Origin of the sequence: Geothrix sp. 21YS21S-4 (genome assembly GCF_030845995.1) — a bacterium.
Classification (GTDB): domain Bacteria; phylum Acidobacteriota; class Holophagae; order Holophagales; family Holophagaceae; genus Geothrix.
Genome location: NZ_CP132719.1, coordinates 2,693,644 through 2,709,403, shown reverse-complemented (window position 1 = coordinate 2,709,403; position 15,760 = coordinate 2,693,644). Strand labels below are relative to the sequence as shown.

Genomic DNA, 15,760 nt, shown 5'->3' with positions numbered 1-15,760 from the left:
GAGCCAGCACACGCGCACCGGGGCCACCACCAGGTGCTCAACGCCCGAAGGCATTCGATCTGAAGGCAGGCCGCGAGACCTGGTTTGTAAAAGACATGCTGATCGTGCTCAACGCCCGAAGGCATTCGATCTGAAGGCAGAACACAGCTTTAGAAAGTCTGGCATGCCGACTAAGAGGTGCTCAACGCCCGAAGGCATTCGATCTGAAGGCAGCGTAGTGACTGGGGAAAATACGAACGCGGCCTGTTGTGCTCAACGCCCGAAGGCATTCGATCTGAAGGCAGCACTGGACGCCGCGAGTTGCTGGATCAAGGTCTTGTGCTCAACGCCCGAAGGCATTCGATCTGAAGGCAGCCGAAGACGCTCACAAGTTGACGATCCAGAACGACTCGTGCTCAACGCCCGAAGGCATTCGATCTGAAGGCAGGATCACAAATTTAGGAACATTTCGCGCGATCTGCAAGTGCTCAACGCCCGAAGGCATTCGATCTGAAGGCAGCTGCCGGTAGGCTGCTCGCTCGGCAGGAGGCAGCACAGGTGCTCAACGCCCGAAGGCATTCGATCTGAAGGCAGCGCCTGGCTGCGTGTGATTTTGCGGAGGCCGTGCTGGTGCTCAACGCCCGAAGGCATTCGATCTGAAGGCAGCCGCCTGATCCTCCCGGGGTACCAGGCGTTGCCGGGCGTGCTCAACGCCCGAAGGCATTCGATCTGAAGGCAGGAGACGGCCATGCTGGAAGCCCGCTACGCCTACGGGTGCTCAACGCCCGAAGGCATTCGATCTGAAGGCAGATGGTGGAGGGACCCGGTCTCCGTGAAACTCACCCGTGCTCAACGCCCGAAGGCATTCGATCTGAAGGCAGCGCCCCCAAGGAGCCGTGATGGTGCGCCCGGAAAACGTGTGCTCAACGCCCGAAGGCATTCGATCTGAAGGCAGTGCCATAAATGTAAACATATAATTTATTGAAGTTTCAAATACCTGTTTCATGGATATCCGTCCCTACCCCTCAAGATGGCCCCAGGGAAATGCTCAGATTAGCGGGATCCCTTGTATTTCCTTGATCCGGCAGCATTCATGGACTGGGGCGAGACGGATGGTTCTGAACTCTTTGATAAGTCTTGAGATGAGTCGGTCGCGATCCCCCCCGGGCTGGGGTGCTTGAGGCTTTGCCCCGAAATCCGAAATCCCAAGGGTGCTTCCTCTTTCCAATCTCGTTTGCCCTTCCGGTCTTGGATGCGGGCTTGGCAGGACGGGCACAAATGGATGATCAGCAGTCCGTCCAGGGGAGCCATGATTCGACTCAACTCCCAGCGGAGACGAGCGAGGGCACGGCCGCTCAGGAAGGTGCGGAACACGGAGTACTGAATCCGCTCGCCGAAGCCTTCCAGACATTTCGCCACCTTGGCCCGCTTCTTGTCGTCGGCCACGTCGTAGGCCACCAGATACCAGTGGCGTTCCGGAGGATGCTTCACCGGAGGCTCCAGCGGGCGAAGAGGCCTGGGTGTCCCATCCAGCTCTTCTCCAGCAGCCGCGCTTCCAGTTCCATCAGACGGTGATAACTGAGGCTGTAGCCAAGGACTGGATGGCGCCAGGTTTCTGCCTTCCTTCCCTCGAACAGGGAGATGGCTTGCTCCCGTCCTTCCTCGTTCAGGTAGATTGCCGGGCCCAGGCGCCGGAAGTGGCGTTCGGCATCCCATTGGCGGCGGTTGAGGCTGGCGATCACCACCATGTCCACCAACGGGACTCGGAACAATTCCATCAGATCCAGAGCCAGGGGGTAAGCCGCTGAACGGGCGGTGTGAAATAGCCCGAAAGCGGGTTCCAGTCCTACGGCGAGGATCGCAGCCACCACGTCTCGGTAGAGGAGCGAGTAGCCGAAGGAAAGCAGGGCATTGACGGGATCCTCGGGGGGCCTTCGGCTGCGTCCCAAAAAACGTAAAGATTCCGGCAATTCTGGGAGAAGAAGGCTGTCCAGGCAACCGAAATACGCTTGCCCAGCCAATCCTTCTACCCCGCGCAGGTCGTCGAAACTGGATACGGCAGACAGGCCTGCCAAACAGGCTCGGAGGTCCTTCACGCGTCGGAGCACATGATCTGTTCGATCCCGTCCCCGGGTGGCTCGCAGCAGAAAACCAATCTGCATTCGAACCTTCCCCCTGACCAGCTCCTTTGAGCGTTCCAGTCGAAAGGCTGGATCACGCAACGCCTCGTACTGGCGGATGCGGCGTTGAACGCCTCCCGAACCGGCGGCGCATCCGCCCAGGTACCGGCCTCCCGCGCCCAACCAATGGACATTGATGTCCCGGGCAAAACAAAGATGAAGGGCCTGGGTGGAAGCTTGGGCATAGCCGTGAATCACGATCTGCTCCACCTGCTCCACGGGAAAGCGCTCCTCAGGGCCTTCCAGGGGGCGTACCACCAGCTGGTCTCCGGAACGCCCGAGCTGGGAACCATGCCCCAGGACATGTAAAGTGAGCCGGTCATGGTGCTGGGGGTAGAGGCGCAAAGGCTCCCAGTCCTCGCGCTGCTGGAACCGTTCCTCCTCTGGAAGGCAGACTGGGGCCAGGCTGCAATGGATGCAACGCTGGGCATGGGGTGTGACGGATGGGCGTTCCGGCGTGTTCCGCAGGAGACTCATCTCCCTCAGCGCGGTTTCCAGTTCCTGAAGCAAGGAAGCGTCCACGGGGACCACCACGCGTTTATGGTCTGCGTGGTAGCGGATGTGGGCTTCGAGTACGGGCTCTCCAAGGTGCTCCGCCAGAAGGGCGCCGTAGGCGGCAGATTGGAGGCGGTCGCTCTCCCATGCCTCAGCCCCACGTTCGCCTTTGCGGCTGCGCCCCTTCTTGTGCTCCACCACGATCCACCGCCCGTCCCGGTGGCGGCAGGCGTCCAGTTTCCCTTTCAAACCCCAAGTTTCGCTTTCCAGGGTGAAGGTGTGGAGATCGCCTTCTTCCTTCGCTTCCAATTGCTCATGCAGTTCTCTTCCCTCGAAGATCCGCTCATCCGCGACGCGGATCTCCTCAATTTCTTCGAGGTAGAAAAGTCGGGGGCAGTACGCCCAGGCATGGACCGCCATGGCTCGTGTGAGGGTCATGACGCGAGGATCCGAGGGAGCCGTTCAGGCGAAGGTGCGGAGGTGATGTCCACCAAGTTGCCCACGGCGTAACGGGTGCCTGCCATGCCCACATGATCGACCCAGACCGGCAGCGTATGGCTGCCTTTGGGATCCTCTAGGAAGACGCGGCAAGCCGTGGGGGGAACGCCATCGTCAATCAACCAGGCATCGTTGATGAGGTGAGTGCTTTCACCGAGGGACCACCCCCCGAAACGCTGAATGCGTTCCGGGTGGATAAAGGCCTCTCGAATGCGATCCTCTAGGCGAGAGCCCGATTCTTCGCTGCTGTCGCACCAGATCATCAAATCCGCCTGGCACCAGAGTTGTTGAAGGTCGGGGCGCGCGTTCTGGCTATTGCCCTGGGGCGTCTTGGGATCCTTCACTTTCCAGAGGGTGCGCAGCACCGTGCTGAGGTGGGGCTGGTTCAAGAGGCCCGAGGTCACGCGTGAACCCTCGTGAACTCGGCGGTCCACCTCGCCGACGAAGGAGAGCAGGGCTCCGTAACAGGTGGCCGGGGGTGGAAGGGTTTCCGTTTCCCAGAACTCCCGGGCCCGCCCCTTCCGCCAGCAGGCGACCGGGACGGTAAGCCGGAGGCCGATCATGACAAGTCGACCTTCGCGATGGCTGCTTCGCAGGCGGCCTTCACACCTTGTTCAGGGCTGGACTGGCCCAGGAGCTTGAGGGTGTCCGCGTCCAAGCCAAACAGCACGGCGCCGCCGAGGAAGATCTCCTCGGGAAGGATGTCCTTCTGGCGCACCCTCTGGATCAGGGCATTCAGGTTGACCGACCCATCCTCGTTGAGATCGAAGCAATAGAGCAGGCGGGGCGCGGGGTCATGGGTGACGCGGAGCACCGCGCTGTCGGGGCTGAAGTCGAAGAGGAAACGAGCGTGGTTGCCCGCCACGGGCCCCAGGGCGCAGATGGCCCTCAGGGCCGTGGCCGCACGCTTCTGATCCTTGAGCTGACCTGGCGTGAGGCTCAGGCCGTACTGATAGCGCGTGGCGTGCATCTCCGTTCCGTAGGGCACGGGATTGGATCCCTTCTTCTGAGCAGAAGGCGTGGCGCCGGGACTGGCGGCGTTGAAGGTGGCATCGCCCAGCCAGGGGGAAAGGCTCACGGCGCGACTGACTTCCAGCAGGCTCCGCCGAACCTTGGTATTTTTTTCTCCTTCTTCCCCGGCAGCCTTGGCGGACATGAAACCGAGGAGATCGTCGTCGAGGAATTTCGACCAGTCCTTGAATTCAGGATCCAACCAGGTATTGCTACGGCTAGGATCATCATAGGTTCGGTTGAGCTTTTCTCCGGATTCCTGAAAACGGCTCCGCAGGGCGAATCGGATGGATTCCGCAGAAACGGTGCTGTGGACCTTTCCCGTGCCCCAGACCAGTTTTTGGAGCGTCGTGATGTTGCCCTCGGTGAGTCCGCGGTTGTTGGCGGCAACACCGTGGGGGGTGAGCAGGGCAGCGTGGATGTGCAGGGCCATGATGATCTCCTTGAAGTGGGGGTTATTCGGCAGAAATTTCCGTTGCGTCTTCGGCGTGTTCTTCCTCTTCGGAGCGTTGTCCCTTGTAGCTGGCAAGGGCCACCAGAGCGAGATCCCGGGCCAGTGCCCATTTGGGGCCATGAACCAGGGCCATGACTTCGGACCAGTGCGCCTGGAGCGTCGGAAGGGAACCCGACCGGCTCCAGAGATCTGCGAAGGCCGAGCGTACCTGGTCCTGGGTCTTGGCGCTGGAGAAGGCCACGCGAATACGCTGGCGCTCGTCTTGGAATCGTTTTTTCAGATCGCCCCCAAGGGCCTTCTGGGTCTGGGATATTTTTCCGAACTGGTTGCGAATGGCCTCGTGAGTGGCGGCCACCAGTCGCTGCTCGGTACCAGAAAGTTGTTCGGTCATGCGGATCAACCCTTGCCTTTCTGAATGTTGAAGGGCCCCGAGATTGCTTTTCTCGGAACTCCGGTAGGTGTGGAGGAAGCGCGTCTGCTTTTGCTCTGTGATGGTGTGGATCGCAAATCCTTGGTACCACGGCCTCCCCCGGGCGAGGTTGTCCGCCGCGAAGGCGCGAAGATGGCTTGGTTTGATCCAGGTGGTCCCTTGTTTGGTTGAGATCAGCCTTGGCTTCAGTTCAGAACGAATAGTTCGGAAGAGTTCCATGCGATCTTTCTGGAACTGTCCGACTGTTACCAACGCAGCCCGATATTTCTGCTTCTTGTCCCAGGCCATGGACTCCAGCAAGGTCCCGTGGAGGGAGGCCACGAAGGGTTGCTCCATCGATTCCATCAGGAGCGACATCTCCGCCAGCAAGAGCGCGTCTCCAAGGCTGGCGGGGGCCGTATCGGTCGGGGATGCTGGGAGAAGGCGTGGGAGCTTTTTGGCGAACGAGATCAAATGGTTGGGCTCGGGGATGATGAGGAAGCCGCCACCATTGCCCTCTGGAAGGCTGATGCATCCCACCAGGCTGAAAAGCGCCGCCACAGCCTCCTGGGGCGCATAGGCTGCCCTGGTGGCGCCGAAGGCGACATGGCGTTGGGCCGCACCTGGGCAAGCCCAGCCTGCCAACTCGACCGAAGTGCCCTTTGCGAGTGCCTGAAGCATATCTTTTATTGCCTTGGCATGGGCATAGCTTGCAAAGGGCTGGTACCCCAAGGCAATGGGGCCTTCCCCTTGATCAACGCTGAGCACTTTGGGAGAACCATCTTTTTCGGTGGATTTCCCATGCTGGAGAAAGGTTCGTTTCAGCCCTTCCTGCAAGCGCAGAGGTACCACTTTGGTTCCATCGAAAGGTTCCAAATGCGCGCCGGGTAGATAGATGACGCCGTGGGAAATCCTAAAGGAACCTTCCCACAGAGCTTTCAAGGTGGGCTCCAGTCCGCCCTCGGGCCAGGAGATGACAACGCGATGCGCTTCGATGGTGGCTTGCCCCGGCCCCAAGGGGACCACCACGCCCTCCTCCCATTTGGTTTCTCTCGATCGTTCCCGCAGGATCGCCCGGAGGCTGGCGGCGAGCCCTCCCAGGCCTGCCCGGAGAATGGGGGTCATGCCGGGACCATGGAGCCGAAGGTCCAGGCTGCCGCTTCCACCCTTTTTTGCCTGGGACTTCTTTTGCGGTTTGGAAGCAGTTCCTGCTACTGCCATGCAGCACCTCGCAGGGGGTCGTAGGTGATGAGGGTGGATGGGGCGATCAGGAGGTGGCCTCGCTCGAGCAGGCCCCTTCGTTGGGATTTGGGTGGCATGGGGATGAGGCAGGCAGATGCGGGGTATTCGCGACGCTGGACTTTGGGCCAGTCTTCTTCGAGAAGGACGCTCATGCCAGGAGTGGGCTCACGGATGGAGCCGGGTCTCGTCCAGAGGTCTTCATCCAGCCAATAGGCGGAAGCGTTTCCTCCTTGATTTCGTGAGTCCTGTTGCCAGTCATCGAGAAGGTCTTGCTGGGAAAGGGGGCCATCTCCCAGTCTGGCGAGCCAATCACGGGCTTCCTGGAGTTCCTGGTCGGTGTACGGCATAGCATCTTCCGGCTCAACGATCACGAAAGGACAGGTCGGACCCCCAGGCTCGGCTCTGCGGTTGAGCCGTCCTAGGCGCTGGATCATGGCGGGGACGGGGGCCCGGTCCATCACGAGGAGGCTCGCAGACAGGTCGAGGCTCATCTCTGCTACTTGGGTGGTGGAAGCAAAGGCCGGTCCCGGCGCGCAAAAGGCTTCCACCACGTCCCGATGGCGGTCGAGGCGATCCAGGTAGCGGTAGCGGCTGTGGTAGCGCAAAGGGCCCCAGATGCGGGTTTCGGCCTGATCGGCGACGGCCTGACAGCGCGCGACGGTGTTGGAAACCCAGAGCACTTTGCCGCCCGCTTTGAGGCTGGTTGTCGCTGCCTCCCAGGGATCACCCTGGAGCCTGTGGTAGCGCGGAAGCGTCTCCAGTCCTTCGGGCCCTGGAATCACCTCCAGTCCTCTCTGGTGAAGGCGTTGGCAAAGAGATTCCAGGGCCTGCTGGCGGCCCGCCTGGAGGCTTGCCGTCATGAAGAGGCATGGCAAACCGGGATGCGCTTCGAGAAAACGGAGCAGGCAGGCGAAAAGCCGGTCGTCGTAGGCGTGGAGTTCGTCAAAGACCAAGGCGCCATCGCAGATTCCTGGATAGGCGTAGTGCCCGGCCCGCTGGTTCTGCATGAGGCCCAGCACCGTATCCACGGTGGCGACCACGGTATCCGCGGCCCAGCCTCGCAAGGCGAGTTCCCGGGCCCGCTGGCGGTCATCTTCGCCTTCTTCCCCGGTTCCCAGAATGGCCAGATCCAGTTCTGCCCGAGAGTGGACCAAGGCACCTTCCAGGTCGGCTTCCAGTACGTAGTCTCGGAACCCTTCTGTGGCCGTGCCGGTGGTGGGGTAGGTAAGCCAAAGCTGGCGCCCGGCGTGTTGGCGGGCTCCCCACGCGCAGGCCCCGGCCGTCTTCCCTGTCCCGCATCCAGCCTTGAGGAAGGTCCATGGGGCCGTACTGCTGGCGGCGGCCTCCTGGAAAGGGCGGAGAGGGCGGCTTTTGAGTTTCTTGCGAAGCAAGGTCCACCGGTCTTCTTCGGTCGCGCGGGTGCCCAGGGCAGATGCAATCCAATCGGCGTCTTTCTGCTCTTTGGGGAGGGCCGATCCGGCCATGTCGGCGGCGATCAACAGCGCTTTGGCGATGGCGAGGATGCGCTGCTGGTATTGGGAAAGCGAGGGGCTTCCGTCTTCAAGGGTCTCGATGGCATCCGTCATGGCCATTTTCAGCGTGCTGGAACGGAGTGTCATGGCACCCAGTCTTGGCAGCTCCGTTTTCGCGCCTCCGGGGACAAGCGTCATCCACTCCTGGAAGTCGGGATGATCCAGGTGTAGAAGACTCTGTCCTGCTTCATCGCTGATGGCTGGGGTGGCCTGATCGTGAAACTTCCTGTGATGACCCGCTGCACATGCCGCCACCATCCATCGTTCGATGGCGTCCGGTAGATGGGCCGCCAGAAAGTCCTTGAGTGGCCCGGTGGCGAGGTACCAGCTCACGGCTTCGTGTCGGAAAGGTTGATGCCACTCCTCTCCATGCACCCCCCTCTGGAAGTGCTCCATGACTTTCCCGATGTCGTGCCACCAAGCCGCGAAGCGCACGATGCGTTCAAGAAGGGGTAAGTGCTCATTGGGAAGTCCCGTTGATCTCAGCGCCGCCTGGCCACGCCTGGCCAACAGGCGTTCCGCTGCCTCCATGACATGGCAGGTATGCCATGCCAGCGTCGGGATGGGGGTCTGGTCCTTCCCGCAACTTTTTGCGAGAAGGTGCCTAGGCATTGCTTTTTCCTCCCACCCGAACGAAGATCCCGCATCCGAAAGCGCGCCTTCCGCCAAAGCCATTCTCTTGAAGGCGCAAACTATCCTCCTCACTCACTCCAGTTGCCATTACCTCGAAGCCCAGGATCTGCTTGCCATGAATCCGGATGGTTCGCGGCTTTCGGATTTGCCATGTCACTGCGGGATACCCTTGCTTCAGATGGTGATCCAGCTGGGTCCTGGCTTCCTCCCAAGCGATCGTGGCGAAATGGAGCGTGACGCTCCTTGCCCACAGGTTCCTGGAGGGGGTCAGCATGTGAAGGTTCGGGCTTCCGAGGCAGAGGGGAGCACCCAATACGGAAATGGATCGACCGGCGAGGGGCATCACCATGGGGAGATGCTCGGCGTTCAGGCGGAGCCTGAGGCCGCCCTGTTTCGCATCCAGCAGGAGCATGCCTCCAGGAAGAGGTTGCCCGCGCAGAGAGTGAATGCCGAGTCCGGGGAGGTCTTCCAGCGCGGGAATGACTCGTTTAAGCGCACCGTACAGTCCGTGTCCGTGGTCTACAGGGACTGCCCTCGCTCCGGTGAGGGGAAATACAAGTTCAAGGTGCATGGGGGCCTCCCTGAATTGCCATCAATGATATTCCGATCAACTTTAGCGAGACGAATGCGACAATGAGCGTCCAAAACGCGCTAGACAACTAAGTTTATTAAATGGTGTTTTTATGTGGAAAAGGCGGAAATACGATTGGCATGGGATGTCTGTTTGCGTCTTAATTCAGGTAATGGGGGCTTGAATCTTGCCGCCGTTCTGCTTCGCTCAAGGAGTTTCCATGCGCCGTCGTGACATCGCCTTCGTCTGCCTCGGCTTCGCGGCGCTTGTGGGCGGGGTGATGTGGGCACTCTCGACGCAGGCACGGTGGGTGCGGGAGTCGAAGCCGATCCAGGTGCGGCGGCCGGAGGCGGGGAAGGAGGTTCCCGAGGAGGCTCCGCCGGCGCCGTCCGGCGGGGCGCAGGTGGTGGGGACGGTGGACGACGATACGCGGGCGGCGATGGCGAAGGGGTTGGGTAATCGGAAGGGCGGGCAGCCGCGGTCGGCTCCACCGGGGAGGAAACAGCCCTGAGGCGCGTGCCCTTGCCGGAGGGCGCTGTTTGGGGCAAGGTGTCTGAACTGTGATGACCCTTTCCTTCCGCTTTTTTGCTTTCCGCTTTCGCGCCTCGGGCGCGGGGACGGGCGGCGTCTAGAATCGGAACCGCTTCCTTCCCGCCCCCGAGACCGCATGGCTCGGGGGTTTTTCTTTGTGGGAGATCCCGTGACCCAACCCGACCCGACTTCCCTGGAGGCCCTTCGCCGGGCCATCGACGCCGTGGACGACGAAGTTCTGGAACTGCTGAACCATCGCGCGGCGCTGGCCGCCGACGTGGGGCGTCTCAAGGCACAGGCCGCTCCGGAAGCGCCGTTCCACGCGCCCCGGCGGGAGCGGGACGTGCTCGCGCGGCTGGGCGCCGCCAATCCAGGACCGTTTCCCGGCGCCGCGGTGCGGACGGTATTCCAGGAAATCATGAGCGCCTGCCTCAGCCTGGAGAAGCCGCTCCGCGTGGCTTTCCTCGGGCCGGAGGGCAGTTTCAGCCATCTGGCCGCCCGCCATCAGTTCGGCGGCTCCAGCCATGCGCTGCCGCAGGGGACCATCGAAGCGGTGTTCGGAGCAGTGGACCGCGGGCGCGCCGACTACGGGGTGGTGCCCGTGGAGAACGCCACGGAAGGGGCCGTGGATTCCACCCTCGACGCGTTTCTCGACAGCCCGTCGCGGATCTGCGCCGAGATTCTCCTGCCGGTGGACCAGGCCCTGCTCCTGCGGCCGGACCTCGATCTGGCCGCCGTCCGCCGCGTCTATTCCCATCCGCAGGCGCTGGGACAGTGCCGCCGCTGGCTGGAGGTCCATCTGAGCCAGGCCGATCGGGTGGAGGCGCCCTCCACGTCCGAAGCGGCGCGGCTGGCGCGGGAGGACGCCGAGGGTGCGGCGGTGGCGTCCGAGCTGGCCGCGGAGCTGTTCGGCCTCAAGGTGGCGGAGGCGCGGATCCAGGACCTGGCCGCCAACGCCACGCGGTTCCTCGTGCTGGGGCCGCGGTCCGCGGAGCCCACGGGCTGCGACCGGACGACCCTCCTCGCCATGGCGCCGGACGGACCGGGCGCGCTCCTGCGCCTGCTGGAGCCGCTCGCCCGCCGCGGCCTCAACCTCAGCCGCATCCAGAGCCGCCCCACCCGGCGGCGCCTGTGGGAATACGCCTTCTTTCTCGACGTGGAGGGCCATGCGGAGGATCCGTCGCTGGCCGAGGCTCTGGACGATCTCCGCGCTGCCTGCGCCTCGCTGAAGGTGCTGGGCAGCTATCCCCGGACGGACGCCTGACCGCTTCTCTCAATGCCAAGGGCTAAAAGCGGAGGAAAACGGAGGAACTGAGAAAAGCGGAGAAAAGCCTTTTCTGTTTTTCTCGGTGGTGTCGCTTTGATATCTCTGGGAAGTCAGGATCCAGGGTTTTTTCACCGCCAAGACACCAAGGGCGCCAAGGAAGTTCTTTTTGCTTTTCTTGGCGGCTTGGTGGTGATCTTTCGCTTTTGAATGCAAAACAGCGGCCCATTGCCAAGGTATGAAAGCGGAGAGCGCCTTTCTCTGTTTTTCTCGGTGATTCCGCGTTCCTCCGCTTTAAGATCGCTTTCCCTTGATCGTTCCCGGCCGCCTACTTCGCCGCGCTCCACGCCATCTGGCCGCGGTAATCGCGGGTCACGAAGGCCTTCTTCTCGGCGGAGTAGTTGCAGCCGCCGCCGGTGGTGGCGGAGCCGACGGCGACGAGGCCCAGGTCGATGTCCGCGGGGAAGGCGCGAAGGGTGCGGTCCACGGCCTGCTGGGCGGTCAGGCCCTTGGCCAGGAGGTCGTAGGCGGTTTTGGCGACGAGGCGCTTGACGATGTCCTCGCCGTTGCCGGTGCAGGCGACGGCGCCTTTGGGACCCGCGTAGATCCCGGCGCCGTAGATGGGCACGTCGCCCACGCGGCCGTAGAAGGTGATGGTGGTGCCGCCGGTGCTGATGGCCGCGGCGAACCGCCCGGCGGCATCGCGGGCCACGCAGCCCACGGTGTCGGACGGGCCGAGCGCCTCCTTCAGCGGCGTGGGGAAGTTCCAGGCCTTCTTCCAGTCGTAGCGCGTCCATGCGGCGAGCCGGCCGGGATCCTCGCCCTGGAGGATGCGCTGTACCTTCCGGAAGCGGGCGGTGTTCTCGGCGCAGGTGGGATCGTAGTCCGGGAAGCCCATGGCCCGCGCGAACCGGGTGGCGCCCTCGCCCACGATAAGGATGTGGGGCGTGTCCATGACCTTGCGGGCCACGAGGACGGGGTTCTTCACGCGCTCGATGGCGGCCACGGCCCCGAAGCCGCCCGTCACGCCGTCCATGCATGCGGCGTCCATCTGGATGGTCTTCCCGTCGAGGCGGATGTTGGCGCCGGTGCCGGCGTTGAAGCGGGGATCGTCCTCCATCACCACCACGCCCGCCAGGGCCGCGTCCAGGGCGCCGCTTCCGGCCTTCAGCGCCGCCAGGGCCTTCGCCGCGGCGCGGTCCGTGCCGTCCATGAGGGCGCGGAGGCTCCCGGCGCCGCCGTGGACGACGGTTGCGGGAGGCGCCGCCGCGAGGAGCGGAGCCAGGGCAAGGGGGAGGAGGAAAGGAAGGCGCATGGGAGCCTCGGGGTCAGCCGCCGATGTGGGACATTTCGACTTTGGGGAGGGACGGGGGCGCGGCGTGGCGCCGTTCCGAATAGCGGTCCTCGCGGCGCTTCCAGCGGGAGGCGACCAGGGCCGCAAGGTCCGCGTCGCTGCGGCCGGCGCGGAGGAAGGCCCGAAGGTCGAGCCCTTCCGCCGCGAAGAGGCAGGTGTACAGCCGGCCGTCGGCGGATAGGCGGGCCCGGTCGCAGTCCCGGCAGAAGGGGGCGGTGACGGAGGCGATGAAGCCGACCTCGCCCCGGCCATCGCGGTAGCGCCACTCCTGGGCCACGGCGCCCGCGGGCGGAGCCACGGGTTCCAGAGGCCAGCGGGCGTGGATGGCGCGGCGGGCTTCCGCGGCGGGCACCACGTCCTCCGCCCGCCAGCCGTTGGTGGTGCCCACGTCCATGAACTCGATGAAGCGCAGGAGGTGGCCCTCCGCCCGGGCGAAGGCGGCGAGGTCGAGGATCTCGTCGTCGTTCACGCCCCGCTGGAGGACGCAGTTGAGCTTGAGGGGGCCGAACCCCGCGGCCCGGGCGGCTTCCAGCCCTTCCAGCACGCGAGCGAGGGGCAGGTCCGACCCGCTGAGGCGCCGGAAGCGGTCGGGCCGCAGGGTGTCCAGGCTGACGGTCACGCGGCGGAGGCCCGCGGCGCGCAGGTCCGCGGCCAGGTCGGGAAGCAGCACGCCGTTGGTGGTGAGGGCGAGGTCCTCCAGCCCGGGCAGGGCCGCCAGCATCCCGACGAGGACCGGCAGGTCCCGGCGCAGCAGGGGCTCGCCGCCGGTGAGGCGGATCCGCGCGACGCCCTGGCCCACGAAGATCCGCGCCAGGCGGGCGATCTCCTCGAAGCTGAGCAATTCCTCCCGCGGGAGAAAGGGGTGGCCGGGCCCGAAGGCGCCCTCGGGCATGCAGTAGGGGCAGCGGAAGTTGCACCGGTCGGTGACCGACAGGCGCAGCGCCCGGAGAGGGCGGCCCAGGGCGTCGAGGGGCTCCATAGATCCCCCAGCATAAATCCTCCCGGCAGGTCACAATGGGTGGTTTGGATGGACCTGAGAACATGGGCTTTTTCGATCGATTCCGTTCCCGCGCCGAGGCGGCGCCCCTGCCGGACCTGACGGTCCTGCTGGAGGCGCGGGGCGTGTCCGCGTCTCTCCCGGGATTGGAGGCGCTGCTTCCGGCCTTCGAGGCCCACCGGCAGGCGGACGAGCGCGAGGCCTGGGCCGATGCGGTGGCGGCGGTCCACGCGGCGGGGCTGCCCCTGCCGGAGCCCTGGATCGATGCCCAGGACCACCTGCTGCCGGAACTCGTCCCTTCCTGGCTGGCGGAACGGGAAGGCCGCTGGAGCCGCGGCTTCATCGACGGGCTGAGCCAGCGGATCCGCGTGGGCGAGGTGGTGATGCCCGCCGCGTGGCTGAAGCTGTGGGACCAGCCTGCCGACGACGTCCTGGAGCTGGCCCTGGACCGCCTCCGCCAGCGCAGCGCCGGGACCTTCGAACGCCTGCCCTCGGGCATCTACCGCAGTCCCTGGCGGGACGGCGCCGACGCCGCGCGGCTGCTGCTGCCCGAGGTGTGGCACGGCATCTTCAAGGATCAGCATCCCTTTTTCGCCGTTCCCGCGGCGGACGCGCTGCTCGCGGCGCCCCAGATCCTGCTGCCCAAGCTGATGGACGAAGTGGGCCGCGTGATGCAGGCCGGCGCGCCTCCCCTCCAGGTGGCGGTGCTGGAGCGGATCGGCGACAAGCTGATGACCGCGCGGCTCCAGGATCCGCATCCCATGGCGGCGCCCCAGAAGGAACTCAAGCACATGGATTTCCTGGAGGCCCTGCGGAACCAGGAGCAGGATCTGGACCCGGCCCTGGGCCGTCCCGCGCCCGTCAGCCTGGTCAAGACCGGGCAGGGGAAGCCGATGACCCTCGCGCTATGGGCCGCGGGCGCCCCCGCGCTGCTGCCGGAGACGGACCTCATCGGGTTCGTGGACGGGAGCGGCCAGCCCCTGGGGATCTTTCTCCGCCAGACCCTCCCGCGCATTCACGAGCTGCGCGGCGCAGCGGTGGACATCTGGGGTCCGCGGCGGGTGCGCTACGAGGGCTTCCCCACCGCCGAGCAGGTGGCCCGGCTGGAGACCTTCGCCACCGCCGACCAGATGCGGAATCTGCAAAGTGGATCCGGGCGACCCGCCGCCAAGGCGCCTGCCGCGGGGGCTCCCTCCGGCGGCCCCTTCGCGGCCACGTCCCTCCCCCGCCACCTGCGCGGCGCGGGACTGGGAGTTCAGGACGGGGAATGATCCTGCCTGGGCCGCTTCCCGCCGTTCAGGAGCCGCCGGCCATCCAGGCCGTCACTTCCCAGGCAGCGTGCCAAGCGAGCGTGGTCCTGGTGCACAGTCGGCTGGGAGGTGCCCGGGTCCACCAGGGCAGCGGTGTGGTGGTGGCACCCGAGCTGGTGGCGACGAACGCGCATGTGGTGGTCGGGGGCGGGGGCATCACCGTTCACCACAATGGCGGGGCCTGGCCGGCGACTCCGGTCCGTCTCGACCCGTCCCTCGACCTCTGTTTACTGGCGGTCCCGGGGCTCACGGCGCCTCCCGCCGTTTCCGCTCCCGATCCTGAAGAGCCGGGTCAAGCGGTTGTGGCGGTGGGCTATCCCGGCGGCCGAGCCACTGTGACGGCAGGGCATCTGCGGGGCATCTGGCATTACGGGAAGAGCCTGCTGCTTCAGAGCGACGCGCCCACTCATCCCGGAAGCAGCGGAGGCGGACTCTTCGATCTGGAGGGACGTCTGCTGGGCTTGACCACGCTCACGTTCACCACCAGCCCGCGCCTCAATTTCTCGGTGCCCTGGACCTCCATCGACGCCCTCCAGACGACGGGAGAGGGGGCTCGCCTGGAGCCGGGCCCTGCCTTGGCGGTGGATCTGATGGAGCGACTGGCCACGGACCCCAGGAACACGCCGCTCTGGGAGGCCGCTGCCCGCCAGTGGGTGAGTGACCGGCCCGACGATGCGCAGGCGTGGCTCGCCCTGGGCCTCGCCCTCGACCAAGCGGTGAGGGGAGATGGAGAGAAGGGTGCGAGCTCCACTGTTTCGATACTGAAGGAGGCGGTGGCGGCCTACCGGCGCTCGCTGGCGCTGCATTCCGAAGCCAGAGCCTGGAACAACCTGGGTGGGGCCCTCGACCTTCTGGACCGGACGGACGAAGCGGAGCGGGCCTACGGTGAAGCACTTGCTCTGGCGCCCCGCTACGCCCTCGCGTGGTTCAACCTCGGGGGCACCCGCCTGAATGCCCGGCGTTTCTCCGAGGCCGCGATCGCCCTGAAGGAGGGGCTCGCGCTCCGCCCGGATGAAGGCGAGGCCTGGGGGCGCCTCGCGACCTGCCAGCGGTTGCAGGGTCAGCGGGAAACCGCGGTCGCCACCTATGAGACCGCCCTCCGCTACCGCCCCCTGGCTGCGGACCTCTGGCTGGAGTTCGGGATGCTGCTGGTGGAGTTGGGCCGAGGGAATCGGATCGCGGAGATCCGGGCTCGCCTGGCTGATCTGGATCCGGAGGCGGAGGTTCGGCTCAAGGGGGCGTGGCAGAGATCTCTTCGGGCCCCTGGAGGCACGGCTTCGGCAAAGCGCGGGCGCTGAGG

13 protein-coding genes and 1 CRISPR repeat array (1 of these 14 cut by a window edge) are annotated in these 15,760 nt (G+C 64.9%); of the genes, 4 read left to right on the top strand and 9 right to left on the bottom strand.

From position 1 onward, the window contains the following. Nucleotides 1-934: a CRISPR direct-repeat array (repeat unit 36 nt; unit sequence GTGCTCAACGCCCGAAGGCATTCGATCTGAAGGCAG) (it extends 3,689 nt beyond the left edge of the window). A gap of 98 nt (nt 935-1,032) precedes the next feature. Genes cas2 through cas6 form a run of 7 tightly spaced genes read right to left on the bottom strand, consistent with a single transcriptional unit; the run spans nt 1,033 to nt 9,004 of the window. Then, a complete protein-coding gene (cas2, locus tag RAH39_RS12380) occupies nt 1,033-1,470 on the bottom strand; it encodes a CRISPR-associated endonuclease Cas2 (protein ID WP_306590433.1) in 438 nt (145 codons plus the stop codon). After that, entirely contained in the window at nt 1,467-3,074 is a 1,608-nt protein-coding gene (locus tag RAH39_RS12375) for a type I-MYXAN CRISPR-associated endonuclease Cas4/Cas1 (RefSeq protein WP_306590432.1), read from the bottom strand. The genes cas2 and RAH39_RS12375 overlap by 4 nt, the downstream gene beginning before the upstream one ends. Nucleotides 3,075-3,088: 14 nt before the next feature. Beyond that, a complete protein-coding gene (gene cas5 / locus RAH39_RS12370; protein ID WP_306590431.1) occupies nt 3,089-3,715 on the bottom strand; it encodes a type I-MYXAN CRISPR-associated protein Cas5/Cmx5/DevS in 627 nt (208 codons plus the stop codon). Next, the gene (gene cas7i, locus RAH39_RS12365) at nt 3,712-4,596 is read right to left on the bottom strand and encodes a type I-B CRISPR-associated protein Cas7/Cst2/DevR (protein WP_306590430.1); all 885 of its coding nucleotides are present in this window, start codon (nt 4,594-4,596) and stop codon (nt 3,712-3,714) included. The genes cas5 and cas7i overlap by 4 nt, the downstream gene beginning before the upstream one ends. Nucleotides 4,597-4,618: 22 nt before the next feature. After that, on the bottom strand, nt 4,619-6,247 hold the full coding sequence (gene cas8a1, locus RAH39_RS12360) for a type I-MYXAN CRISPR-associated Cas8a1/Cmx1 (protein WP_306590429.1): 1,629 nt from the start codon (nt 6,245-6,247) through the stop codon (nt 4,619-4,621). Beyond that, nucleotides 6,238-8,412, bottom strand: a complete 2,175-nt coding sequence (locus tag RAH39_RS12355) for a CRISPR-associated endonuclease Cas3'' (protein WP_306590428.1) — start codon at nt 8,410-8,412, stop codon at nt 6,238-6,240. The genes cas8a1 and RAH39_RS12355 overlap by 10 nt, the downstream gene beginning before the upstream one ends. Next, the gene (gene cas6 / locus RAH39_RS12350) at nt 8,405-9,004 is read right to left on the bottom strand and encodes a type I-MYXAN CRISPR-associated protein Cas6/Cmx6 (RefSeq protein WP_306590427.1); all 600 of its coding nucleotides are present in this window, start codon (nt 9,002-9,004) and stop codon (nt 8,405-8,407) included. The genes RAH39_RS12355 and cas6 overlap by 8 nt, the downstream gene beginning before the upstream one ends. 220 nt (nt 9,005-9,224) lie before the next feature. Between cas6 and RAH39_RS12345 the strand changes: the two genes are divergently transcribed. Then, nucleotides 9,225-9,515: a hypothetical protein gene (locus tag RAH39_RS12345; RefSeq protein ID WP_306590426.1), complete on the top strand. Its 291-nt coding sequence runs from the start codon at nt 9,225-9,227 to the stop codon at nt 9,513-9,515. Between the two features lie 189 nt (nt 9,516-9,704). After that, nucleotides 9,705-10,799, top strand: coding sequence for a prephenate dehydratase (gene pheA, locus RAH39_RS12340; protein WP_306590425.1), 1,095 nt, complete (start codon nt 9,705-9,707; stop codon nt 10,797-10,799). A gap of 328 nt (nt 10,800-11,127) precedes the next feature. Here pheA and RAH39_RS12335 read toward each other — a convergent pair whose 3' ends face one another. Then, nucleotides 11,128-12,114, bottom strand: coding sequence for an isoaspartyl peptidase/L-asparaginase (locus RAH39_RS12335; RefSeq protein WP_306590424.1), 987 nt, complete (start codon nt 12,112-12,114; stop codon nt 11,128-11,130). 13 nt (nt 12,115-12,127) lie between these two features. Continuing rightward, nucleotides 12,128-13,132: a GTP 3',8-cyclase MoaA gene (moaA, locus tag RAH39_RS12330; protein WP_306590423.1), complete on the bottom strand. Its 1,005-nt coding sequence runs from the start codon at nt 13,130-13,132 to the stop codon at nt 12,128-12,130. A gap of 62 nt (nt 13,133-13,194) precedes the next feature. On the opposite strand from moaA, the gene RAH39_RS12325 reads away from it, so the two are divergent. Continuing rightward, complete coding sequence (locus RAH39_RS12325) at nt 13,195-14,421, top strand: DUF1444 domain-containing protein (protein WP_306590422.1); 1,227 nt, start codon at nt 13,195-13,197, stop codon at nt 14,419-14,421. Then, the gene (locus RAH39_RS12320) at nt 14,418-15,758 is read left to right on the top strand and encodes a tetratricopeptide repeat-containing S1 family peptidase (RefSeq protein ID WP_306590421.1); all 1,341 of its coding nucleotides are present in this window, start codon (nt 14,418-14,420) and stop codon (nt 15,756-15,758) included. The genes RAH39_RS12325 and RAH39_RS12320 overlap by 4 nt, the downstream gene beginning before the upstream one ends. Nucleotides 15,759-15,760 lie beyond the last annotated feature (2 nt).